The 22,124-nt window shown below is 41.7% G+C and carries 23 protein-coding genes; 11 read left to right on the top strand and 12 right to left on the bottom strand.

Features of this window, described 5'->3' with window-relative positions:
* Nucleotides 1-80 precede the first annotated feature (80 nt).
* Both UE46_RS06720 and UE46_RS06715 read left to right on the top strand, forming a co-directional pair.
* Nucleotides 81-926, top strand: coding sequence for an ABC transporter ATP-binding protein (locus UE46_RS06720; RefSeq protein ID WP_036061332.1), 846 nt, complete (start codon nt 81-83; stop codon nt 924-926).
* Nucleotides 910-1,908, top strand: a complete 999-nt coding sequence (locus tag UE46_RS06715) for an NAD(P)/FAD-dependent oxidoreductase (RefSeq protein WP_036061333.1) — start codon at nt 910-912, stop codon at nt 1,906-1,908. Before UE46_RS06720 ends, UE46_RS06715 begins: the two co-directional genes overlap by 17 nt.
* A 57-nt stretch (nt 1,909-1,965) precedes the next feature.
* On the opposite strand, the gene UE46_RS06710 is transcribed toward UE46_RS06715, so the two are convergent.
* The 4 genes from UE46_RS06710 to UE46_RS06695 form a co-directional block, all read right to left on the bottom strand.
* The gene (locus tag UE46_RS06710; protein WP_036061335.1) at nt 1,966-2,493 is read right to left on the bottom strand and encodes a homing endonuclease associated repeat-containing protein; all 528 of its coding nucleotides are present in this window, start codon (nt 2,491-2,493) and stop codon (nt 1,966-1,968) included.
* A gap of 127 nt (nt 2,494-2,620) precedes the next feature.
* Nucleotides 2,621-3,223, bottom strand: a complete 603-nt coding sequence (locus UE46_RS06705) for a TetR/AcrR family transcriptional regulator (protein WP_036061337.1) — start codon at nt 3,221-3,223, stop codon at nt 2,621-2,623.
* A complete protein-coding gene (locus UE46_RS06700; RefSeq protein ID WP_036061338.1) occupies nt 3,223-4,038 on the bottom strand; it encodes an ABC transporter permease in 816 nt (271 codons plus the stop codon). The genes UE46_RS06705 and UE46_RS06700 overlap by 1 nt, the downstream gene beginning before the upstream one ends.
* Nucleotides 4,035-4,925, bottom strand: coding sequence for an ABC transporter ATP-binding protein (locus tag UE46_RS06695; RefSeq protein WP_036061341.1), 891 nt, complete (start codon nt 4,923-4,925; stop codon nt 4,035-4,037). The genes UE46_RS06700 and UE46_RS06695 overlap by 4 nt, the downstream gene beginning before the upstream one ends.
* A 227-nt stretch (nt 4,926-5,152) precedes the next feature.
* Between UE46_RS06695 and UE46_RS06690 the strand changes: the two genes are divergently transcribed.
* Nucleotides 5,153-6,376, top strand: coding sequence for an ISL3 family transposase (locus UE46_RS06690; RefSeq protein ID WP_118907367.1), 1,224 nt, complete (start codon nt 5,153-5,155; stop codon nt 6,374-6,376).
* Between the two features lie 108 nt (nt 6,377-6,484).
* Here UE46_RS06690 and UE46_RS06685 read toward each other — a convergent pair whose 3' ends face one another.
* A complete protein-coding gene (locus UE46_RS06685; protein ID WP_036062451.1) occupies nt 6,485-6,919 on the bottom strand; it encodes a VOC family protein in 435 nt (144 codons plus the stop codon).
* 21 nt (nt 6,920-6,940) lie between these two features.
* Nucleotides 6,941-7,489, bottom strand: coding sequence for an NUDIX hydrolase (locus UE46_RS06680; protein WP_036062453.1), 549 nt, complete (start codon nt 7,487-7,489; stop codon nt 6,941-6,943).
* 205 nt (nt 7,490-7,694) lie between these two features.
* Here UE46_RS06680 and UE46_RS06675 point away from each other — a divergent pair, with 205 nt between their 5' ends.
* Both UE46_RS06675 and UE46_RS06670 read left to right on the top strand, forming a co-directional pair.
* On the top strand, nt 7,695-8,339 hold the full coding sequence (locus UE46_RS06675; protein ID WP_036062454.1) for a 5-bromo-4-chloroindolyl phosphate hydrolysis family protein: 645 nt from the start codon (nt 7,695-7,697) through the stop codon (nt 8,337-8,339).
* Nucleotides 8,336-9,568, top strand: a complete 1,233-nt coding sequence (locus UE46_RS06670) for a toxic anion resistance protein (RefSeq protein WP_036062457.1) — start codon at nt 8,336-8,338, stop codon at nt 9,566-9,568. Before UE46_RS06675 ends, UE46_RS06670 begins: the two co-directional genes overlap by 4 nt.
* Before the next feature lie 152 nt (nt 9,569-9,720).
* Here UE46_RS06670 and UE46_RS06665 read toward each other — a convergent pair whose 3' ends face one another.
* The 4 genes from UE46_RS06665 to rnz all read right to left on the bottom strand — a co-directional run bounded on the left by UE46_RS06665 (nt 9,721) and on the right by rnz (nt 13,103).
* Complete coding sequence (locus tag UE46_RS06665; RefSeq protein ID WP_036062459.1) at nt 9,721-10,119, bottom strand: hypothetical protein; 399 nt, start codon at nt 10,117-10,119, stop codon at nt 9,721-9,723.
* Nucleotides 10,120-10,181: 62 nt separating this feature from the next.
* Nucleotides 10,182-11,252 carry a DNA polymerase IV gene (gene dinB / locus UE46_RS06660; RefSeq protein WP_036062461.1) on the bottom strand — a complete coding sequence of 357 codons (1,071 nt, stop codon included), beginning with the start codon at nt 11,250-11,252 and terminating at the stop codon, nt 10,182-10,184.
* Nucleotides 11,253-11,384: 132 nt separating this feature from the next.
* On the bottom strand, nt 11,385-12,173 hold the full coding sequence (locus tag UE46_RS06655; protein WP_036062463.1) for an SDR family NAD(P)-dependent oxidoreductase: 789 nt from the start codon (nt 12,171-12,173) through the stop codon (nt 11,385-11,387).
* Nucleotides 12,174-12,188: 15 nt separating this feature from the next.
* Nucleotides 12,189-13,103, bottom strand: a complete 915-nt coding sequence (gene rnz, locus UE46_RS06650; protein ID WP_118907489.1) for a ribonuclease Z — start codon at nt 13,101-13,103, stop codon at nt 12,189-12,191.
* 832 nt (nt 13,104-13,935) lie between these two features.
* Between rnz and zwf the strand changes: the two genes are divergently transcribed.
* From zwf to UE46_RS16290, 3 genes are all read left to right on the top strand, one after another.
* Entirely contained in the window at nt 13,936-15,405 is a 1,470-nt protein-coding gene (zwf, locus tag UE46_RS06645) for a glucose-6-phosphate dehydrogenase (RefSeq protein ID WP_036062466.1), read from the top strand.
* Between the two features lie 592 nt (nt 15,406-15,997).
* The gene (locus UE46_RS06640) at nt 15,998-16,435 is read left to right on the top strand and encodes a YueI family protein (RefSeq protein ID WP_036062469.1); all 438 of its coding nucleotides are present in this window, start codon (nt 15,998-16,000) and stop codon (nt 16,433-16,435) included.
* 13 nt (nt 16,436-16,448) lie between these two features.
* Nucleotides 16,449-16,589, top strand: a complete 141-nt coding sequence (locus UE46_RS16290; RefSeq protein ID WP_185424476.1) for a hypothetical protein — start codon at nt 16,449-16,451, stop codon at nt 16,587-16,589.
* On the opposite strand, the gene UE46_RS06635 is transcribed toward UE46_RS16290, so the two are convergent.
* Together UE46_RS06635 and UE46_RS06630 are read right to left on the bottom strand one after the other, a co-directional pair.
* The gene (locus tag UE46_RS06635) at nt 16,586-17,065 is read right to left on the bottom strand and encodes a DUF6884 domain-containing protein (RefSeq protein ID WP_077912585.1); all 480 of its coding nucleotides are present in this window, start codon (nt 17,063-17,065) and stop codon (nt 16,586-16,588) included. The genes UE46_RS16290 and UE46_RS06635 overlap by 4 nt on opposite strands.
* Entirely contained in the window at nt 17,032-17,565 is a 534-nt protein-coding gene (locus tag UE46_RS06630) for a GNAT family N-acetyltransferase (RefSeq protein WP_036062475.1), read from the bottom strand. Before UE46_RS06630 ends, UE46_RS06635 begins: the two co-directional genes overlap by 34 nt.
* Before the next feature lie 631 nt (nt 17,566-18,196).
* Between UE46_RS06630 and ilvD the strand changes: the two genes are divergently transcribed.
* Genes ilvD through ilvN form a run of 3 tightly spaced genes read left to right on the top strand, consistent with a single transcriptional unit; the run spans nt 18,197 to nt 22,093 of the window.
* Nucleotides 18,197-19,888, top strand: coding sequence for a dihydroxy-acid dehydratase (gene ilvD / locus UE46_RS06625; RefSeq protein WP_036062478.1), 1,692 nt, complete (start codon nt 18,197-18,199; stop codon nt 19,886-19,888).
* Nucleotides 19,889-19,906: 18 nt separating this feature from the next.
* Nucleotides 19,907-21,610 (top strand): biosynthetic-type acetolactate synthase large subunit, encoded by a 1,704-nt coding sequence (ilvB, locus tag UE46_RS06620; RefSeq protein ID WP_036062479.1) that lies wholly within the window; start codon nt 19,907-19,909, stop codon nt 21,608-21,610.
* Complete coding sequence (ilvN, locus tag UE46_RS06615) at nt 21,611-22,093, top strand: acetolactate synthase small subunit (RefSeq protein WP_036062481.1); 483 nt, start codon at nt 21,611-21,613, stop codon at nt 22,091-22,093. It abuts the gene before it with no gap.
* Nucleotides 22,094-22,124 lie beyond the last annotated feature (31 nt).

Genomic DNA, 22,124 nt, shown 5'->3' with positions numbered 1-22,124 from the left:
TACCTATTGCAAGTTTTGCAAAAAGATTCTATACTGAGTATGAGAATGATTATCAATCGCGAATTAAGGAGCGATGTAAAATGAATAATTTAAAAACAGACAATTTGCAAATAGCATACGATAAACGCGTCATAGTCGATGCTTTAAATATCGAGATACCAAAAGGCAAAATTACAGCTCTTGTAGGCGCTAATGGTTCTGGGAAATCCACGATTCTAAAAACGATGTCCCGCCTTATGAAGCCGTCCAAAGGTAACGTTTTTCTTGATGGCAAAGCGATTCATCGCCAATCGACCAAAGAAATCGCCAAACAACTAGCGATTCTACCACAAAACCCAAGCGCACCAGAAGGTTTAACCGTTACGGAACTCGTTTCTTACGGCAGGTCTCCCCATCAAAGCGGTTTAAAATCCATGTCCGTAAAAGACCGTGACATGATTGCTTGGGCTATTCGAGTAACAAGTTTAGGTGATTTTGCAGACCGTTCCATCGATAGCTTGTCAGGTGGACAACGCCAACGTGCTTGGATTGCAATGGCACTCGCACAAGAAACCGATATCCTCTTTTTAGATGAGCCAACCACGTTTCTCGATATGACCCATCAATTAGAAGTCTTAATGCTTCTCAAACAATTGAACCTAACAGAAAATCGGACAATCGTGATGGTTGTCCACGACTTAAACCATGCGTCCCGTTTTGCCGACCATATGATCGCGATCCGATCTGGTCAAGTCATCTCAGAAGGAAGTCCAGTCCATGTCATGACCGAAAAAACACTAGAAGACGTTTTTGGAATTAAGGCCGATATTATGCTTGATCCGCGTACCGGCGTACCTCTTTGCCTGCCATACGAGACATGCCAAGCCTGTGAGATTCGCCAAGTCGCAACTAAGATTGCAGGTGAGATGATTGTCAAACTTGTATGATGTAACCATTATCGGCGGAGGTCCCGTAGGATTATTCACAGCCTTTTACAGCGGTCTTCGCTCCCTTAAAACAAAAATCATCGACGCTGAACCTGCAGTTGGCGGGAAAATTAGCTATTTTTATCCTGAAAAAATCATCCGTGATATTGGCGGTATTCCAGCAATCGCAGGACACGAACTTGTGAAAAACCTGCATGAGCAAGCAAAAACCTTCCAACCAACGATCCAGTGTGGCGAACGAATCACCGAACTCTTTAAACTTCCAGATGGCACATTCCAAATAATCTCCGAAACTGGCAAGGAGCATTATAGCAAAACCGTTATCATCGCAGCTGGTAGTGGGACTTATGAAGCAAACCCACTGGAAGCGTCTGGTAGCGAAACCTTTGCCGATCAAATATTTTATGACATTAAAAACATTGCCCGCTTCCAAGATAAAACCGTCATCGTTTCAGGCGGTGGAAATTCTGCAATTGACTGGGCACAAACGTTAGAACCCTTTGTCAAAGAAGTTCACTTAATCTATCGCGGTGAGAATTTTAAAGGACATGAAGAACGCGTCAAAGAGTTGCACGATTCCTCCGTTTATGTACATGTCAATCATGAAATTACCGCATTACAAGGAAACCTAGACGAACTAACAACCTGCGTTATCCACTGCAATAAAGACGGCAATACATCGAGACTCTCAGCGGATGCTATTCTTGTCAACCATGGCGTCAAAGTAAACCTCGGTTCCATGCTTGATTGGGGCTTCGAAACATCCGATTATGGTATTACCGTTAATCAAGAAATGGAAACAACTATCCCAGGCATATTCGCGTGTGGTGATATTGCTAATTATCCCCGTAAAATGCGCATCATTGCAGCAGGTCTTCATGAAGGCCCCATCGCACTTAACAGCGCAAAAAATTATCTTGACCCAAGCGCGGATGAAGTCGCTATGGTCAGCACTCATCATGAAAGTTTCGATAAAATCTAATCAAAAAGTACGCCTTTCCTAAAAATGGATTGGCGTACTTTTTCTATTCATATTGATTTAGGAAAGTTCCATCTTCTTCTCTTCACAAGCTGCTTTAAAAGCCTTCCAGCTGCCAAAATAATAACGAACCAATCGGTAATCTTTAAATTCACTCATCGTTGGAAAGCGTCGCATAATTTTCTCCATCTGCAAAATATCAAGAATCAGCTTTTCCTTCACTTCCGCGCCCTCATCTTCGCTGGCATATTTTCTTAGCCCAGCGTGTTCCAAGAAATCTTCCCATGAATCATAATATTCCATAACAGACATATACAGTGGAAACTCATGCGGGCCACTGATCGGCGGACGTCCTAATTCTTGCGCAAGTCGCTGTACCTCAGCAGTTAAGAACTCTTCCTTATACGAACGTTTTTGCTCATTTTCCAGGCCTGCCGCTTTTAATGCATTTGGCCAAGAACCAAAGAGTCGCCTTGCTCTTTCGAAGTTCGGATACATGCTCGTCCTCGGAACACGCCCCTGCACTTTCACCATTTGCTGTAATTCCTCTATAATTTGCTCTTTTGTCACAGCCACTCTATCACTCATTGTTATTGCTCCTTCTCCTGTAATAACTTCAATTATTGCATAGTTATGTTGTATCATAAAATGAGGATATAAACAACTTATCTACCGTGTTTTTTGTGCTAAAAAGATAATTTAAGGGCTATATCACCTATTTTTCAACCATACCACGTTCGACGATAGCCATCATATTCATAAACTTATCACCCAAAGGTTGCATTTCCTCCATCGTAGCATCTGGGTGTCCTTGCATGTACTCCGTCGCTAGTTTAATCGTATATTCAAAAAGCCCCACCACCACATCATGTGCATCTTCATAAGCAACATCCGCACGCAACGTTATATTCTCAAAAATCTGATTCACATAAATATCTTGTATATTCATCAATTCCGCATAATATGATGCCAATTTTTCAGCAATTTCTGGCGGTGGGCTCGCAAATGACTGCATAATCAATTGAAACACCGCTGGATACTTTTTACTAAAATCCAATTTTTGCTTCGTCGACCAGATCGCCATCTGCACAAAATCTCCCACCGGCATATCGCTAACCGGTACCTCCACCATCGCTAAATCAATCGAATACTCTACAGCTGCCGTGTATAACTTTTCCTTCGAGCCAAAATAATGAAAAATAAGCCCTTTCGAAACACCAGCAACCTCACAAATTTGATTCGTGCTCGCTGCCTTATAACCGTGTTCTGCAAACTCTTCCACCGCAACTTTTAAAATTTTATCACGCTTATCATCCATCACACTTTCAAATCCTTTTTCTTATACAAAACAAACGTTAATACCGCAAAAATGAGTAGCGCAATCGACGCAATCCAAACATTCACACTCTCCATAGGTGCTGCTAAAAGATCAGACGGAATCGCAAAGTTAATCGGTGAAAAATATTTAAAGAAATCCACATGATCATTGAGTCCAGATAAAATTCCCAAAATATACGTGAAGAAAACAAGTCCCAATGCCACAGGAGTCGCCTGTTTTGCCGAATGCACAACCGCTGAAAAACAAAAACCAGCCATCATAAACAACACCGCAATAAGCAGTTCACTAGAAAAAATCCGCACAAGAGACTTCATCAAATCTCCAGTATTCGCACCATCTTGCTTCAAAAAAATAACAAGTATCGACGAAATAACAAACGTAATCACCCAAAAAGCCACAAAAGAAATCACATTCCCAACCATTTTCCACGCAACGAGTTCCGAACGCGTAATCGGCTGCGCATATAAAAATTCAATCGTACCGTCCGTTTCTTCCTTTACAAGCGCTTGAGCCCCAATCATCGCAGCATACACACACGCCGCAATAAAAATATATTGAAAAACATACGCAAAATAAGCATCAATTTTCGTCAAATCAGCCATTGAACTAATATGCAAAACGTTCATCATTTCTTTCGGTAACGCATCGATCTTCGTATTCACCAATTCCTGCATACCGCTTGAACTCATGCTAGGAAAAAACGCCATAAACATGCCTAGAATAAGCGCCACAACACCCGACCAAACGAGTAGACTCTTGAAATGTGTTTTCCACTCAATTTTTAAAATGTTCATTTTGTCTTCCCTCCTTCATAGAGCGTCAAGAATTTATCTTCCAACTCTTGATTTGTAATAGATAAATCCTTTATCCCATCGGCACTAAGAATCGGTAATACCGTCTGCACATTTCCATCAAACGTGAGTCGCGCAGTCGTTTCCGTTGTTTCTACCACTTTCGCTCCCGCATTCACAAGCGCCGTCACTGGCAGATCATTCCCTTTAAGCACAATAACCTTCCCAGCCATTTCCTTATCCGCAATATTTTCTAACGCAACAATTTGGCCATCGCGAATAAACGCCGCACGCGAACTATATTCCTGAATCTCCCGCAAATTATGACTAGATAAAAAGATCGTCATACCATCTTCTTTATTTTGACGCGTCATTTCTTTAAAAAGATGATGTTGCATCAAAGGATCCAACCCATTCGTCGGCTCATCAAGAATCAATAACTTCGGCTTTGTAATTAGACCAGCAACAATCGCCACTTTTTTCTTATTTCCAAGTGACATATCCCCAAAACGCTTATGTGGATCAATATCAAACATCTCATAATAGCGCTTCATCTGAATCGTCGCTTGATCAATCTGGTGGAATTTCGCAGCAAAACCAATAATATCGTTCGCCGTCATTTGCGGGTAATAACGAACCTCACTCGGTACATAACCGACCATCTTTTTAATAGCAGCCGATTCCTTCACAATATCTTTCCCTAAAACGGTGGCATGCCCACTTGACGCATAAATAAAATTAAGCAGCAACTTGATCGTTGTTGACTTTCCAGCGCCATTTGGTCCAATAAATCCAAATAATTCGCCCTCATCTACGGTCAAATTCACGCCTTCAATCGCTTTCTTCTTATGATAAAATTTCGTCAAATCCGTTATCTCTATCGCCTTCATTTTATACCCCTCCAATTCACGATTGACCATACAGTCAACCCGCAACTATTCCCTCCTTTCATTCCACTAAAACCACATGAAAAAACGGTTCTATAATAAATGTTGGGGTAGAAAATAATCTACCTCCGCATTTTTTTGTTCTCATTTCAAGACAAAAAAATACACAGTAATATCAAAATCCTTTAAGATAAAAGTGACGAAACCCAATCCAAAGGAGCGATATTACCATGCCAGACCATTTTATCATACAACTCATCGGTTTAGAAAATAAAAACATCCAACTTCTTGATTATTCGATTGAAAATCATATCTGCCACATTCATATCCAACTAAAACGAAAAAAACATGCCTGCCCCTCTTGTAAAACACGGACAGATCGCATTAAAGACTATCGTACGCACACTTTCCAACATCTAAAAGTCGCAGAAAAACGTGTCTATGTGCACTATCGAAAACGCAGATATGCTTGTTCCTGCGGAAAATCATTTGATGAAAAAAATCAAGGACTTGTGGCACGCTATCAGCGTTTTTCGACATCTTGGCATCAAGCAGCCCTTTTCCATAGTATCTCTGCCCCCTCCTTTACCTATACTGCCAGAACGTTTGGAACCACCGCACCTAAAATTATGCGCCTATTCGACGCGCGTACAGAAGCCTTTTCCACGCCTCCCGTCGCTCTTCCTAAAGTCATCGCTATCGATGAGTTCAAGGGAGATACCGACAAAGGCAAATTCCAACTCATTATCGCTGACCCCATGACTCGTCGCCCCATTGATATCTTAGAAAACCGTCGCGCCAAAACCATTCAACGTTATTTAAGAGAACGCGGGCATCAGGTAGAGATGGTTATCATGGATTTGAGCTCGACCTTCAAAAACGCTGTGCAACAAGCTCTTGACAAACCAGTTATTATTGCCGATTCTTTCCACTTCTCTCGCTACATCTATTGGGCGCTGAATAAAGTCCGCGTTCGTGTCCAACAGCGTTTTTCAGAAAAAGATCGAAAACACGGGAAACGGATACAAAAACTCCTTTTCAAGCGATCTCATAAGCTGGATACAGCGCAAAAAAGCATCATTCGCCGTTACTTAAGCTTGCACCCTGATCTACAAACCGCCTACACCATCAAGGAAGCCTATCAGGCTTGGTTTGATGCCAATAAAGCACAAGAACGCCGCGACGTTCGTCAATCCTTACACGATTTCTATCAACTCGTACAAGACAAACAGCTTCCAGAATTCATAAAAGCTATCGGTACTTTCCGACGCTGGGAAACAGAAATCATCAATGCCTTCATTTACCCACATCTGTCCAATGGTTTCGTAGAAGGAATTAACAACCGAACCAAGGTCATCAAGCGTACTTCTTATGGCTATCAAAACTTTTCACGGTTCCGCGCCAAAATACTTGCCCAGCACTTTATCAAAAATTTTGACATTTCTGTAGGCTAAAAAGAGGTACAAGCCACTATTTCCCTAGCTTGTACCTCGATATTTCACCCCAACAATTGACAAAGAGCCGAAAAAACGCGCCAGCACAATCCCCTGACACGCCCTTGCTTATAATCCTTCATTCGTGCGAAACTCTCCATAACTAAAATGCCATTGTATCCCGAATTTATCAGCAATCATAGCATAGCCATCGCTCCAAAAAGTCGGTTCTAATGGCATGTAAATTTGACTATCCTGCTCAAATTTAGCATAAAGTGTTTTTAAATCATCCAAATCATCACTTTCAATCACAATACTAACATTATCGCCAACCGTAGCAGGGATCCCGTCAGGCATATCAGATAACATCACACGAGTACCCCTGACATCGATCTCACTATACATGATTTTATCCGTATTTCCATTGCTTTGTCCCGGTTCATCTGAATTTTTTGGAGCATCTCCATACGTAGCGACACCCTTTGCCTCCACCTCAAAAATAGATGTGTAATAATTCAAAGCGTCCCGACAATTCCCCGTAAAATGTAGAAAAATAGCTGTCATAATAACAAACTTCCTTCCCTCTTAGTTTATCGCGTTTCGTAATTGCCAATATTGTACCGCATACACTGTTTTTGCATCACAAATCACGTTTTCTTCTATTAACTGTAACGCTTCGTCCAAGCTTACTTCCAAAATGTTCACAAATTCATCCTCATCTGCCTGTAGTGGGTTCGCTTGTTTGTGTATATCTCCCGCTAAATAAATATGTAACAGCTCATCCGCAAAACCAGGTGAGGTATAAAATGAAACAAGATGCGTCAGATCTTCTGTTTTATATCCCGTTTCCTCTTCTAACTCACGGCCTGCCGTTAATTCTGGCGCCTCATTTGGTTCAATTTTTCCAGCTGGGATTTCTACGATTGTATTTTCCAAAGGTTTACGGAACTGTTCCACCATGATCATTTTATTTTCTGGTGTAATCGCAATAACCGCAACAGCCCCTGGATGCTTCACGATTTCACGCTTACTCATCGCACCATTTGGCAAAACAACATCGTCCACCACTAATTTAACAATTTTGCCTTCAAAAATAGTCTCTGATTTTACCGTCTTTTCCTCTAATGAATCCATGCCCTCACTCCATTTCTCACTTATTTTTATCATTATACCATAACCTAGACCGAGGGCAATTTACATCGCACGACTGATAACATCTTTTCTGTCAATATGGTATGATATAGTCAAATCAGTTAGCCTTTTCAAACGATTTTTTGAAACAATTTTTACAAATACTTAATCCTTAAAAAAAATAAGGAAGCCTAAGGAGAAGATAGACATGGTAGTTTTTAAAAAATTTATGGCCTTCACCGGCTCGATCGTTCTGACACTTGTTTTGTTCGGTATTCTGGCAAACATTTTCGTGAATAACTGGTTACTTATTAGCATCGTGACGCTTGTCGTTGCTGCTGTCCTATTCTTCTTTTCTGCCAGAGCTGGAGATAAGGCACATGCTATTCAGACTGGTCTTACAAAGAAAGAATATAAATACATTCGCATCAACTTGGAAGAATCACGTGCGAAGATACTTCGTCTCCAAAAAATTACGTCTGCACATCGCACTTTGTTTACTTTCCAAGAACGCGATAAGACACTACTACTAACAAAACGTATTTATGGCATCGTGAAAGAAGAACCAAAACGTTTCTATGATGCGGAAGACTTTTTCTTCTCCCATCTTGATTCCCTTGTTGAACTTACTGAAAAATATGCTTTCCTAGATAGCCAACCTGTAAAAGACAAGAAGATTTACCAAACACTTTCTGATACGCGCTCCCTACTTAACGATTTAGGTCGCGTTATCGAGAAAGATCTCTTCTCACTTCTAAATAAAGATGTTTCGAGTCTTGATTTTGAATTAGAAGTAGCAAAAAACTCAATCTCCAAACAAGAGAAGAAATTTGAAAGGAGAACACCAAAATGACCGAGAACCAAAAGTCAAACGAGCCTGAATTTCAAACAAAAGAAACACCCACATATGATCAACCAAAAGCAGAGGTTATCGATGGCAACTTTAATAAAACCTTAGATGATCTTCTTGCTGATCCATTCGGTACAAACGGTTCCCCATCCGTGAAAGAAATCGTAAACAACGAGACAGACAAAGCACCACGTCTTGTTGATATGCTACCTGAGGCGAACCGTCGTCAAGCAGTCGAACTTGCTAAGCAAATCGAGCCTGGCAATCAAGCAGCAATCCTTGGATACGGAGCACCCGCACAAGCCAAACTCCATGATTTCTCTCACTCCATGCTCAACCAAGTTCAAAAACAAGATGTTGGGCCCATCGGTGAGATCATCAGCGACCTCATGTTCCGTTTACAAGAAGCAGATCCTGATGAACTTGCTGCACGAAACAAGAACGTTTTCACAAAAATGTTCTCTCGTGTCAAACAGTCTATCAACGAAATCACATCCAAATATCAAAAAATGGGTACACAAATCGACCGTATCGCCCTCAAATTAGAACATGCGAAGAAACGTTTAATGGAGGACAACTCCTTCTTAGAACAGCTTTATGATAAAAACAAAGACTATTTCCAAGCACTCAACATCTACATCGCAGCAGGAGAACTAAAACAAGAAGAAATCAATACAAAGCTCCTTCCAGAACTACGTAAAAAAGCGGAACAATCTGGCGATCAGATGGATTTCCAAGAGGTAAATGACCTAACACAATTCGCGGATCGCCTTGAAAAACGCGTACATGACTTAAAGCTTAGTCGCCAAATTACCATCCAACAAGCACCGCAAATTCGCTTGATTCAAAACACAAACCAAGTGCTTGCTGAAAAAATTCAGTCCTCTATCATGACTGCTATTCCATTATGGAAAAACCAAGTAGCTATTGCACTTACACTATTGCGTCAACAACAAGCTGCTGAAGCACAACGTCAAGTAGCAGAAACAACAAATGAACTGCTTAAACGTAATGCAGATATGCTGAAGACAAACGCCATTGAGACAGCTCGTGAAAACGAAAGAGGGATTGTAGATATCGAAACATTAAAAGAGACACAATCTAGCTTGATTGAGACATTGCAAGAAACATTGAAGATTCAACAAGAAGGCCGTGCAAAACGCGCCGTAGCAGAAAAAGAACTTGTATCCATGGAACAAGAGCTAAAAGATCGTTTATTGGAAATGAAATAATGCTACAGGGAGATCACTTTTTAGTGGTCTTCTTTTTGTTCTGAAAAAGCTGTCCCCCCAACGATGACAGCTTTTTTTCTATATCAAAATAATCAAGTAAAGCACTTTTCTGTATAACCATTGCTACTTAAAATAGTATCTTGTAGCATGCTTTAAGGGTTTTTTCCATAATTTAAATCTTTTTGCTTAAATGCTCTATTGGCCCAAATATTAAGCAAGATACTCATTGCAATGCATATGAAAGAAATACTAACTAACCTAATATCCCAATCCAATTGATTTATACCCACGGTCCAAATCAATTGGAATACAAGTGCGGTCATTAGGCTCATATGGCTAGCAATAAGGAGGCGCTGTACTTTTGGCGTCAAAGTAATAGCCTGCTCAGATCTTTGAATATGACGCCATATTTGACCACTCACCATACGATGCACAAAATAACTATTCAATCTTCCTTTTTTCATTTTGAAAATCCCTATAGCCGCCATCGAAATAATCGATATGATAAGCACCACTACCAATATAAAACTTCCGAGCACCCACTTATCCATCCCTCATCCTCCTATCTTTACCTTCATGTTAAGCGCAATATGCAAAATAGTAAATAGGTATTTTAAAAACCTTCTAACTTTAAATTTTCAAAATGGAGTGGCTTCAAATTCGTGACAGTCAAACCTACTAATCGAACACTTTCTTCTCCACTATAAACATCACGAAGTAGGCTCAATCCTGCGTCATAGATCATTCTAGCGTCCCTTGTATACTCCGTTAATGATAGTCGTCGCGTAATCGTGCTAAAATCACTGTAACGGAGCTTTAAAACAATTGTTTTGCCGTGCTTTCCAATTTTTTCGAGAGATTCCTCTATTTTACTGGCGAACTTAAATAACATATCCTGCATTTCACGCTCATCAAAAATATTATTTGCAAAAGTCGTTTCTCTCCCCACGGATTTGCGTTCCCGATGTGGGTTTACTTTCGAGTCAGATAGACCTCTTACTGCTCGGTACAATCGATAACCTTGTTTATTAAGCTCACGAATAAGATCCCATTCGTCCCAAGCTTTTAAATCGGCACCTGTTTCAATACCCAGGCCATGAAGTTTCTCTGCGGTTACCTTGCCTACGCCGTGAAATTTTGTCACAGGAAGGCTCTCAAGGAATGCCTCAGCCTCATCTGGCAGTACAACTGTCATACCTGCAGGCTTTTTATAATCTGAGGCGATCTTTGCAATAAATTTATTATAAGAAACACCAGCCGATGCTGTTAAGCCAAGTTCCTGATAGATAGCGTGCTGAATTTCGAGGGCAATACGCATGGCAGACTTGATACCCTTCTTATTTTCCGTCACATCTAAATAAGCCTCATCAAGTGACATTGGCTCTACCAGATCTGTATAGCGGTGAAAAATTTCTCGGATTTGGATAGAAACTTCACGGTAATGCTCCATATTCCCATGAATGAAAATACCGTGTGGGCATAATTTATAGGCTTGCTTTGTCGGCATTGCAGAGTGAACACCATATTTCCTTGCCTCATAAGAGCAGGTTGAAACAACGCCTCTTTTGTTTGGGTCACCACCGATAATAAGCGCCTTCCCTCGGTATTCAGGATGATCACGCTCCTCTACAGAAGCAAAAAAAGCATCCATATCAATATGAATTATCTTACGCGTCTTATCCATAAACTTCATCGCCCTTCACACAAAAACGAACGTTTGTTCTATTTATTAATAATACCTCATTTATTCCTATAAAGCAAGAACGAAGTAGGTAAATAAAAAAATCCAGCAAGACCGAAATCTCACTGGACACGCTTATTTTTTCTCAAACGAGCCTTTACCAAAAAATTCAATAACACGAGGCATCACTTGATAAGTTCGTGAAATGATATTCATCAAGAAAGGCAAATTGATTTCGCGTCTTCCTTTCCCCATAATAGCCACAATTTTAGCAGCTACTTTCTCTGGTTTTAAAACGAGAAAACCAACGTTATCTAAGTAGTTGCCCGATTTATCCGCGATATCAAAAAAGCTCGTCGCAATGGGGCCAGGATTTACCGTTGTTACATTGATATTATCTGGCTTTACTTCCATTCTTAGCGCATTAGAATAGCCGAGCACTGCGAATTTCGTTGCCGAATATGCAGATGATTTTGGGGTAGCAATTTTCCCAGCTTGAGAGGCAATGTTGATAATATGGCCCGATTTACGCTCTATCATACGAGGTAAGATAAGTTGTGTTAATCGCATTAAACCAAGTACATTGGTGTCAAACATCCGCTCCACTGTATCAAAATCAGTCGTTACTGCTTCTTCAAAAATTCCAAACCCAGCACAGTTGACCAACACATCAACCTTTGTGTCGCCAAGCTGTTCAGCCACTTGTTCAATCTCCGCAAAATCGGTCATGTCCATTTTGAAATATCGGCTGCTCACATCGAATTTCATTTCAATATCAGCTGCTAAATCTGCTAATTTTTCTGTACGTCGAGCGGTTAAAATTGTATGCGCTCCCTGCTGCGCAACCTGCCTTGCCATCTCTGCGCCAAGCCCATTTGAAGCCCCTGTGATCAGAACCGTTTTGTCTTTTAAAAAATCATTCATCCTTGTCAAACTCCTTTATAGTTCGAATATCGCAAAATCTGTTGCTATTTCTGTATTCGGGAAAATTTGACGACACTCATCTACCAAAATACGATTATCCTCACGCGTGTATCGGGAGCTTATATGCGTAATAATGAGCTGTTTCGCATCTGCTTTTTTTGCTAAAGTTGCAGCTTCTATCGTAGTAGAATGCATGTATTCACCCGCCATATCACCCATTTCAGATCCAAACGTAGCCTCGTGAACGATGACATCCGCATTTTTTGCCAGTTCAAGTTCTGTTGCTGTCGCTCGCGTATCGCCGAAAATCGTGATCGTCCGTCCTTTTTTTGTGGGTCCGATGAAATCACGACCATTGATGCTTCTCCCGTCTTCGAGTTTCACTGTTTTACCATCTTTTAATTCCTTGAAAATTGGCCCTGGTTTTACCCCAAGCGCTGAAATGGCAGCCGCATCAAGCGATCCCGTTTTATCAGCCTCATCCACTCGGTATCCATAACTCAAAATACCGTGATCTAGCTCTTTGCAAGTTACTTTAAATTCACTGTCTTCGAATACAAGATCGTCCTTTATTTCAACGATATCGAGAGGGTACTTGAGGTGTGTTCCGCTTACAACTAAACTTGTGCGGATAAAACTCTCAATCCCGGCAGGACCGTATATAGTCAGCGGTGTTTCTCCGCCTTGAAAGGAACGACTGCTAATGAGTCCTGGTAAGCCAAAAATATGATCTCCGTGTAAGTGTGTGATAAAAATCTTTTCTAGTTTACTTAATTTTATAGAACTTCTTAAAATCTGATGTTGCGTTGCTTCTCCGCAATCAAAAAGCCAGATACTGTTTCGCTCGTTTAACATTGTGAGCGCAATCGCCGTTACGTTACGGCCTTTGGAAGGGACACCTGCTCCTGTCCCGAGGAAAATTAATTCCATGGTTGACTCACAATCCTTTCGTTGGTTGATGGGGTTATGTGGTTGTTCTTAGTGAGGCGTTTTAGAGCCTTGATATGCATGTGCTAATGGTTCTTGCGACACCATATTTTGAATGTACTCTTAGTTTAAATTGAAGTTAGGGATCTAGAGTAAGTAGAATCTTAGGGTTTGTCGGTTAGTTTTTAGGTTGGCGCCTTCGGATCTAACGGGCCGTTTACGCTTTGTTGTGGCTCTTAGGAAATGTTCTGTATTTCCTTAGAGTCTCAATATGAGTGCGAACGTAGAGAGCATTCGTTCCTTGCACTGCGTCATGTTTTGCGCCTCTGGATCTAGCTCCAACAGCCAGCCTCTCGGAAATTTCGGTGCCTCCGCAAAAACCAAAAGAGGGTTTTCACTGCGCCCCCTATGTTGTGGCTCTTATGAGGCATCGTTCGCCGATTTAGAGCCTCAATACGAGTGCGAACGTAGAGAGCATTCGTTCCTTGCACTGCGTCATGTTTTGCGCCTCCGGATCTAGCTCCAACAGCCAGCCTCTCGGAAATTTCGGTGCCTCCGCAAAAACCAAAAGAGGGTTTTCACTGCGCCCCCTAACAATTTCTGTCGAGGCTAACGGGCTGTTTACGCTTTTCATCTTATAATACCACATTTCTCCCTCTCTATCCCCCGTTTTACCCTTTTATAAAATTTTTTCAGCTCAATCAGTTGCACATTAGAAATCAAACCGCTAAAATAGTAAGGAATAATGAGGTAACTATGATTGTATTTTTTCTATGTTGGAGCTATTTTCGACAGTATAAGACCTCATTGAAATAATGAAAGAGGGTAAGCACGTATGACAGAGGTGAAAGAACAAGTAGCTTTAATTACAATTTTTGGTGGTACGGGAGATCTAGCGAATCGCAAACTTTACCCTTCTCTATACCATCTCTTCACGAAGGGCTTTTTAAAAGAGAATTTTGCGGTAATCGGTACTGCTCGTCGGCCATGGACAAATGATTTCTTCCGTGAAAAGGTCGTGGAATCATTAAAAGGCATTGAGGAAGACGGTTTTGATCCACAAGATTTTGCATCGCATTTCTATTATCAATCGCATGATGTAACCAACCGTGAATCCTATGTTGAGTTGAAAAATTTATCTGATGAACTTGATAAAAAATATGAACTTCAAGGAAATCGCCTTTTCTATCTTGCTATGGCACCTAATTTCTTTGGAACGATTGCTAGTCGATTAAAGTCAGAAGGTTTTGTCGATAATACTGGTTTCAGTCGCCTTATCATCGAAAAACCATTTGGTCGTGATTTAGCAAGCGCCCAGGAACTAAATGAGTCACTTCGCCTCGCTTTTGATGAAAATGAAATTTATCGTATTGACCATTATCTTGGTAAAGAGATGATTCAAAATATTTCTGTGATCCGTTTTGCGAATTCGATCATTGAATCGCTTTGGAATAATCGTTATATCGACAATGTTCAGGTTACGCTTAGTGAAACGCTCGGTGTAGAAGATCGTGGTCGTTATTATGAAGAAAGCGGCGCACTTCGTGATATGGTTCAAAATCACATTTTACAAATCGTTTCCTTGCTTGCAATGGAACCACCTATTAAGCTAACAACACAAGAAATTCGCCATGAAAAGGTTCGTGCACTCCGTTCATTACGCGTGATTCAAGGTGACGATGTCTATAAATATTTCGTTCGCGGTCAATACGGTCCTGGAACGGTTGATGGTAAAGAACTTGTAGGTTACCGCCAAGCTGAAAACGTAGATCCTGACTCAAATACAGAAACATTTGTAGCCGCTAAACTAATGATTGATAATTTCCGCTGGAGTGGCGTTCCATTTTATATTAGAACTGGTAAACGTCTCGCTAAAAAAGCAACGCAGATCGCCATTCAATTTAAAGATGTGCCGATGAATCTTTTCGGACCTCAACAATCTATTGGAGGAAATGTACTCGTGATACATATTCAGCCAGATGAGGGTATCACACTACACATGAACGTAAAAGAACCAGGTCAAGGAATGATGACGATGCCGATCAACTTAAATTATGCGCACTCCTCACCAGACGGCATGAACACACCCGAAGCCTATGAAAAACTGATTCAAGACTGCCTAAATGGTGACGCAACGTACTTCTCACATTGGGATGAAGTATCCCTATCGTGGAATTTCGTTGATAAAGTAGCCGACGTATGGTCAAATACAAAAGAACACTTCCCGAACTACACATCCGGAACAATGGGACCAAAAGAAGCGGATAAATTAGTGTCACAGGATGGGTTTGAGTGGTTTGAATAGAGAAAAGCGCAAACAGCCCGTTTAGCCTCGACAGAATTTGTTAGGGGGCGCAGTGAAAACCCGTACTTGGTTTTTGCGGAGGCACCGAAAATTCCGAGAGGCTGGCTGTTGGAGCTAGATCCGAAGGCGACCAAGGAGCAAGCACCGCACAAACAGAGAGACATCACCCCTTCAAAACGCCAAACTTCAACAAAAACGAAGAGCTAATCCAAAATCCAGCAAATTAAGACCCAAAACAACCCCAAAGACAGGATATATTCACTTTATCCCATGCCCCACCAAAAACATCATCGAATAAGGTTGACCAGCTACCCACTAACCTGCTATCATTAAGGTTAATAGGTAGCTGGTTTTATTTTTATACCAGTTAATATTTCAAATTTCGAGTCTAATATTTAGGAATAATTAAGTGCTTGGTCTCTTATGTATGCTGTAAACGCTGAATAGTCTAGTAATCCTATCATGAGAATGCAGTCATTCACGTTCGGCACCCACCAGAAGGATTACATGCTCACTTCCGCTCACATGCATATTGACGCTCTAAGTCTCAGCAAACTACGCTTCCTAATAGCCTCAACAAAGGAGAATCAGTATGCCAGAAAGCATTGATGATTATATCGATCGTGGGATACATGGTGCTAAGGAAATCAACCCTGCGGAACGAAAAAAATACCTCGGAACATTCCGAGAACGCATCGAAATTCAGATGTCGAAGCAAGAAGTTTTTGAAAAGTTTTGCACCAAGGAATTAGAACAGGAAATGAAAGATCATCCGAAGGCGAAACTACTGCTAAACGGCTCTATTTCTTATGAAATATTGCGCTCTTACATCATGTTAGCCGAAAAACACAAAATGCCGTTTTCGATTGTCGCACGTGAAACAGATGATACGCCAATTGGGCTTGTCTTAACAGAAGATCACGAAATCAATCGGGAAGACACGCACCTTCATGAAACGCCCGTGACCCCAGAAGATCCCACTGGGAAAACCAATCTTCTAGACAAGATCAAAGCTATTTTTCAAGATTAAGGAAGTGATATGCATGCTCCATACGATCGTGATTGCGCTCGCAGTCCTCGTTTTTTTACAAACGATCTACTTCTTCATACGAAAAAATACCGATATGGGCGTGATGTTTCTGCTCATCGGTATCGCTTTGCTTATTATTTCTACTATCGGTTAATTAAGAGGCTTGCCAGTATCAAGTGCTGTGCGGAGCCTTTTTTGCATGTCGCCAATTCCTCTTGCACCGTGCAATGGAAAAACAAATACTTGTTCGCCATTTGTGATCATCTCGAGCAGTGATTTGAATTTCTTTCCCCCAAGCATGATAATTATTTCTTGCTTTATACCAAGCGTCTGCCATTGCTGTGTCAATTCGGAAATAGAAATCGTCTCCGAACTCACGCCTTTTGCTGTAAATCTCACATCATAGGTTCCTAAAACGTGTGAATCAGGCTTCAAAAAACCGTACTTCGGCGACAAAATAAGATAATCCCCGTCAAATTGTTCCGCATACGCTTTACATAATTGATGGAAATTCCCTGTATAAGCGAATCTTGCCTCTACTGCGCCTTCTTCTGGCTGCTTATCCCAAATCTTCGGCTTCCCCGACGGAATAATTATCATTGTACTCCGTCTTCCATTGGGTATTCCCATAATAAAATGGTACCGCGCGACTCCATCTTATCCTGATCTTCTTGGTACACAAATCCTGATTTTCGTAAAACTTGAATAGAATGCGGATTATTTTCAAAGCTACGAGCAAAGATTCGTTTGATCTCTGGTTGTTTTTTGAGCCAAATCAGTAACTCACACAAGGCTTCTGTCACATATCCCTGATTTTGATACGAAGGCACAATACTGTATCCCAGCTCAATTTCACCCGTTTCATCAGGCTTCCCTTGTCCTCCAATTTCACCGATGATCTTGTTCTCTTCCTTCAGCACAATCAAATGCGTCCATTTCGTCATCTCAGGCTCTTTTTTTACATTCTCTAACACATATGGCAAGTAGAAGAAAAAATCGATGCCAGGCCATTCTGGGGACACGCTGTAGCCTGATACTCGCTCCAGTTCATCCACGCCTGCAATCGTCGCCTTGATCCAATCCAAATTATATTCTAACAACAATAAGCGTTCCGTTTCTAATTTCCCCATGTCAAAACCTTACTTTCCATTCATTTCTCTTACTTCTAAAACTATCAAATTATCCACTATTACGCAATCATTTTGCAGAATATCACCTGTTATTATTACCACATCTTAATTTTTCGAAAACTTTTTTCATAACTTTTGTATCCGCTTACACCATTCCCTTTCAAAGCATTTAGCTATATATTCCCGTTTTTCAATGAAATCCAAAAGCAACAAATTTTCAAAAAATGGTTGACATTTCCCTGTCAAAAGCTATAATTAATAATAATATTACATTGATTGATATTTATTAAATTCACATAGGCTACATACGAATTTACGAAGTATCCCAAATTTGATGAAGAGGAGCTAATGACTTATGAAAACATTTAACCGAAATTACGTCATTACAATTTTATTACTCTAGCAAGGGTCTGGAACACTGTTTAAAACAAGCAGTCGTTTAGATCCTGTTTATTATTAAATGGGATACTTATCTAGGCATCCCATTTTTTTAACTCAAAAATGGGGTGCTTTTTTGTTGCCAAATCGCCTTATCAATGTCATTTTTCATCTCAAAAGGTCATGCTAGTTGATATATTCTAAAAATTCAGCGTCGACCAACAATTATAATAAAGAAACGGGGAATATACTCATGCGTAGTGATAAAATCAAAAAAGGTGTCGAACAAGCTCCAGCTCGGAGTCTTCTACATGCAACTGGTCAAATTAAAAGTCCAGGTGATATGGATAAACCATTTATCGCCATTTGTAACTCGTATATTGATATCGTTCCGGGTCATGTGCATTTAAGAGAACTCGCGGATATTGCAAAAGAAGCGATTCGTGAAGCTGGCGGTATTCCTTTCGAATTTAATACGATTGGTGTCGATGACGGGATTGCGATGGGCCATATCGGGATGCGTTATTCCCTTCCGAGTCGTGAAGTTATCGCGGACGCAGCCGAAACGGTTATCAACGCCCACTGGTTTGACGGCGTTATGTATATTCCAAACTGTGACAAAATCACGCCTGGTATGTTGCTTGCTTCTGTACGTACGAACGTGCCGGCAATCTTCTGTTCTGGTGGCCCGATGAAGGCTGGACTTTCTGCTACTGGTAAAGCCTTGACGCTATCTTCGGTATTCGAAGCAGTTGGTGCTTTTAAAGAAGGCAGCATGTCCCAAGAAGAATTTTTAGATATGGAAGCGAATGCTTGTCCGACGTGTGGATCGTGTGCTGGGATGTTTACAGCGAACTCGATGAACTGTTTGATGGAAGTACTCGGTATGGCGGTTCCATTTAACGGCACAACGCTTGCAGTATCCGAAGCTCGCCGCGAATTGATCCGTGAATCAGCGTTCCACTTGATGGATCTCGTGAAAAAAGATATTCGTCCTCGCGACATTATTACGCGTGATGCGATTGATGATGCTTTCGCGCTAGATATGGCGATGGGGGGCTCGACAAACACTGTGCTTCACGTTTTGGCTTTAGCGAACGAGGCGGAAATCGATTACGATCTAGAACGTATTAATGAAATCGCAAGTCGTGTTCCCTACCTTTCCAAAATCGCGCCATCCTCTGCGTACTCGATGCATGATGTTCACGAAGCTGGCGGTGTTCCCGCAATTATGAAGGAACTTGTCGACCTCGGAAATGCGATCCATCCCGACCGAATTACGGTGACTGGGAAAACGATTCGTGAAAATGTGGAAAATGCGAAAATTAATAATACGGACGTGATTCATCCAAAAGAAGACCCGTATACGAAAACGGGCGGTCTCTCCATTCTTTTCGGAAATATTGCGCCAAAAGGTTCGGCAATCAAAGTCGGTGGCGTGGATCCATCGGTATCCGTCTTTACTGGGAAAGCGATTTGTTTCGACTCTCATGACGCAGCTGTTGAAGCGATTGATAATCATACGGTTCGCGAAGGTCATGTGGTCGTGATTCGTTATGAAGGTCCTCGTGGTGGTCCTGGAATGCCTGAGATGCTTGCTCCGACGTCTTCTATCGTTGGACGCGGACTTGGAAAAGATGTGGCGCTAATTACGGATGGTCGCTTCTCTGGTGCGACGCGTGGTATCGCAATTGGACATATCTCTCCCGAAGCGGCTTCTGGTGGCCCGATTGCCTTGATTGAAGATGGCGATACAATCGTGATTGACTTACCGAATCGGACGTTGAACGTGGACGTAGCGCCTGATGTGTTAGAGGCACGCCGCGCTGGGGTTCCTAAATTTGTACCTAAAATCAAAAAAGGCTATCTGGCTCGCTATGCTGCACTCGTGACTTCTGCTCACACTGGTGGCGTGTTGCAACTTCCAGACGATTTCTTAGAGTGATAAGGAGAGGTGAAGAAAATGATCAAAGTAGAAAAGCAAACAACAACGAAAAGCGGTGCCCAGCTGTTAATTGATGCATTGAATGCCCAAAATGTGGAGATGATATTTGGCTATCCTGGTGGGGCTGTTCTCCCATTATATGACGCTTTTTATGATTGCGATATCCCACATATCCTAACTCGCCATGAACAAGGCGCGGTACATGCAGCAGAAGGTTATGCGCGTGTGACAGGAAAAGCTGGTGTTGTCGTAGTCACAAGTGGTCCAGGAGCAACTAATGCCTTAACGGGGATTGCCGACGCGATGAGCGATTCGATTCCGATGGTCATTTTCACTGGTCAAGTTGCCACTCCTGGTATCGGTAAGGACGCCTTCCAAGAAGCAGACATGATTGGGCTCACAATTCCAATCACGAAATATAATTACCAAGTACGTGATGTGAAAGATATCCCTAAAATTATAAAAGAAGCGTTCCACATCGCAACAACTGGCCGTCAAGGTCCTGTCGTGATTGATCTTCCAAAAGATATGTCGCTCGCAACAACAGATACGGTAAACGATGATACGATTCATCTTCCAGGCTACCAACCCACATTAAAACCAAACGGTATGCAACTTGAAAAATTGATGCAAGCTTTGGCGACTTCCAGCAAGCCGGTGATTCTGGCTGGTGCCGGTGTCAATCATTCGCGTGCGACGGCCGAACTGCTCGATTTTGCAGAGCGTTATCAGATTCCCGTTGTCAATACGCTACTCGGGCTTGGTAGTTTTCCACAAGATCATCCCCTCTTCCTCGGAATGGGCGGAATGCATGGATCTTATGCGGCAAACATGGCGCTCACAGATCCCGATTTATTGATTAATTTTGGATCGCGTTTCGATGATAGAATGGTCGGTGCGCCTAAGGAATTCGCAAAACATGCGGTGATTGCACACATCGATATTGATCCTGCGGAAATCGGCAAAGTTCTAACAACGAAAATTCCGATTGTTGCGGATATTAAAGAAACGTTGACACAGTTACTTGAGATGAGCATAACCGATGAAACGGATAAAACGCATTGGTATAAGCTAAATATGACGCGTAAAGAACGCCATCCTTTCACGTATAATCGTGATTCTAAAGCTGAAATTAAACCGCAAAAAGTGATTGAGATTATTGGGGAGATTACGGAAGGCAAAGCACTTGTTGCAACAGATGTTGGCCAGCACCAAATGTGGGTCGCGCAATTTTATCCGTTTAGTCATGATCACCAAATTATGACGAGCGGTGGACTTGGTACGATGGGCTTTGGTTTCCCAGCTGCCATTGGTGCACAACTTGCTTATCCTGAACAAACGGTTGTCGCTTTTGTTGGTGATGGTGGTTTCCAGATGACGAATCAGGAACTCGCTATTTTGAATGATTATAATATTAATTTGAAAACAGTCATTATTAATAACGGATCGCTTGGAATGGTGCGTCAGTGGCAAGAGAAGTTCCATAATGAACGCTACTCTCACTCCATTTTCCAGAGTCAGCCAGATTTCGTGAAACTTGCGGAGGCTTACGGTGTCAAAGGTGTTCGGCTTACTGATCCCCAAACGTTAGCGGCGGATTTGAAGGAAGCTTTTGCTTATCCTGGTCCAATTGTTATCGATTGCGTTGTATCACCTAGCGAACTTGTTTTGCCAATGATCCCACCTGGTAAAGCGAATCATCAAATGGAAGGAGTGGAATAAATGCGACGTATCATTACAGCAACTGTCAACAACTCAAGTGGTGTGTTGAATAGGATTACCGGCGTTATCTCTCGTCGCCAATACAATATTGATAGTATCTCTGTTGGTTGGACCGAAACGCCGAATGTTTCTCGCATCACCATCGTCGTTCATGTCGATTCACTCTATGAAATTGAACAAGTGACGAAACAGTTAAACAAGCAAATTGATGTGCTGAAAGTGAGTGATATTACCGATGATCCGCATATGGAGCGTGAACTGGCTCTGATTAAAGTTAACGCCCCTGCTGCTAACCGCGCGGAACTGAATTCGATTATCGAGCCTTTTCGTGCGACGATCATTGACGTTGGTAAAACAAGTGTCGTTGTTCAAGTCGCTGGTACGAGTGAAAAAGTCAATGCTTTTGTTGATAGTATTCGTCCTTATGGGATTCAGCAAATGGCACGTACAGGTGTCACTGGTTTTACTCGAAGCGCAAAATAAGAAAGGTCCTCTCGCCTAACTTGCAATTGGG

This window comes from Listeria weihenstephanensis (genome assembly GCF_003534205.1).
Taxonomy (GTDB): Bacteria; Bacillota; Bacilli; order Lactobacillales; family Listeriaceae; genus Listeria_A; species Listeria_A weihenstephanensis.
Note: the sequence above shows the minus strand (reverse complement) of the source record. Positions and strands in the feature narration are given on the sequence as shown.

Excerpts from the sequence above, each read along its gene's own strand:
- ilvN (WP_036062481.1), top strand. The coding sequence starts at position 21,611 with ATGCGACGTATCATTACAGCAACTGTCAACAACTCAAGTGGTGTGTTG.
- ilvD (WP_036062478.1), top strand. The coding sequence starts at position 18,197 with ATGCGTAGTGATAAAATCAAAAAAGGTGTCGAACAAGCTCCAGCTCGG.
- UE46_RS06705 (WP_036061337.1), bottom strand. The coding sequence starts at position 3,223 with ATGGATGATAAGCGTGATAAAATTTTAAAAGTTGCGGTGGAAGAGTTT.
- ilvB (WP_036062479.1), top strand. The coding sequence starts at position 19,907 with ATGATCAAAGTAGAAAAGCAAACAACAACGAAAAGCGGTGCCCAGCTG.
- rnz (WP_118907489.1), bottom strand. The coding sequence starts at position 13,103 with ATGGAATTAATTTTCCTCGGGACAGGAGCAGGTGTCCCTTCCAAAGGC.
- UE46_RS06680 (WP_036062453.1), bottom strand. The coding sequence starts at position 7,489 with ATGGATTCATTAGAGGAAAAGACGGTAAAATCAGAGACTATTTTTGAA.
- UE46_RS16290 (WP_185424476.1), top strand. The coding sequence starts at position 16,449 with ATGCTCCATACGATCGTGATTGCGCTCGCAGTCCTCGTTTTTTTACAA.
- dinB (WP_036062461.1), bottom strand. The coding sequence starts at position 11,252 with ATGGATAAGACGCGTAAGATAATTCATATTGATATGGATGCTTTTTTT.
- UE46_RS06685 (WP_036062451.1), bottom strand. The coding sequence starts at position 6,919 with ATGACAGCTATTTTTCTACATTTTACGGGGAATTGTCGGGACGCTTTG.
- UE46_RS06690 (WP_118907367.1), top strand. The coding sequence starts at position 5,153 with ATGCCAGACCATTTTATCATACAACTCATCGGTTTAGAAAATAAAAAC.
- UE46_RS06635 (WP_077912585.1), bottom strand. The coding sequence starts at position 17,065 with ATGGGAATACCCAATGGAAGACGGAGTACAATGATAATTATTCCGTCG.
- UE46_RS06700 (WP_036061338.1), bottom strand. The coding sequence starts at position 4,038 with ATGAACATTTTAAAAATTGAGTGGAAAACACATTTCAAGAGTCTACTC.
- UE46_RS06710 (WP_036061335.1), bottom strand. The coding sequence starts at position 2,493 with ATGAGTGATAGAGTGGCTGTGACAAAAGAGCAAATTATAGAGGAATTA.
- zwf (WP_036062466.1), top strand. The coding sequence starts at position 13,936 with ATGACAGAGGTGAAAGAACAAGTAGCTTTAATTACAATTTTTGGTGGT.
- UE46_RS06720 (WP_036061332.1), top strand. The coding sequence starts at position 81 with ATGAATAATTTAAAAACAGACAATTTGCAAATAGCATACGATAAACGC.
- UE46_RS06665 (WP_036062459.1), bottom strand. The coding sequence starts at position 10,119 with ATGGATAAGTGGGTGCTCGGAAGTTTTATATTGGTAGTGGTGCTTATC.
- UE46_RS06640 (WP_036062469.1), top strand. The coding sequence starts at position 15,998 with ATGCCAGAAAGCATTGATGATTATATCGATCGTGGGATACATGGTGCT.
- UE46_RS06695 (WP_036061341.1), bottom strand. The coding sequence starts at position 4,925 with ATGAAGGCGATAGAGATAACGGATTTGACGAAATTTTATCATAAGAAG.
- UE46_RS06670 (WP_036062457.1), top strand. The coding sequence starts at position 8,336 with ATGACCGAGAACCAAAAGTCAAACGAGCCTGAATTTCAAACAAAAGAA.
- UE46_RS06655 (WP_036062463.1), bottom strand. The coding sequence starts at position 12,173 with ATGAATGATTTTTTAAAAGACAAAACGGTTCTGATCACAGGGGCTTCA.
- UE46_RS06675 (WP_036062454.1), top strand. The coding sequence starts at position 7,695 with ATGGTAGTTTTTAAAAAATTTATGGCCTTCACCGGCTCGATCGTTCTG.
- UE46_RS06630 (WP_036062475.1), bottom strand. The coding sequence starts at position 17,565 with ATGGGGAAATTAGAAACGGAACGCTTATTGTTGTTAGAATATAATTTG.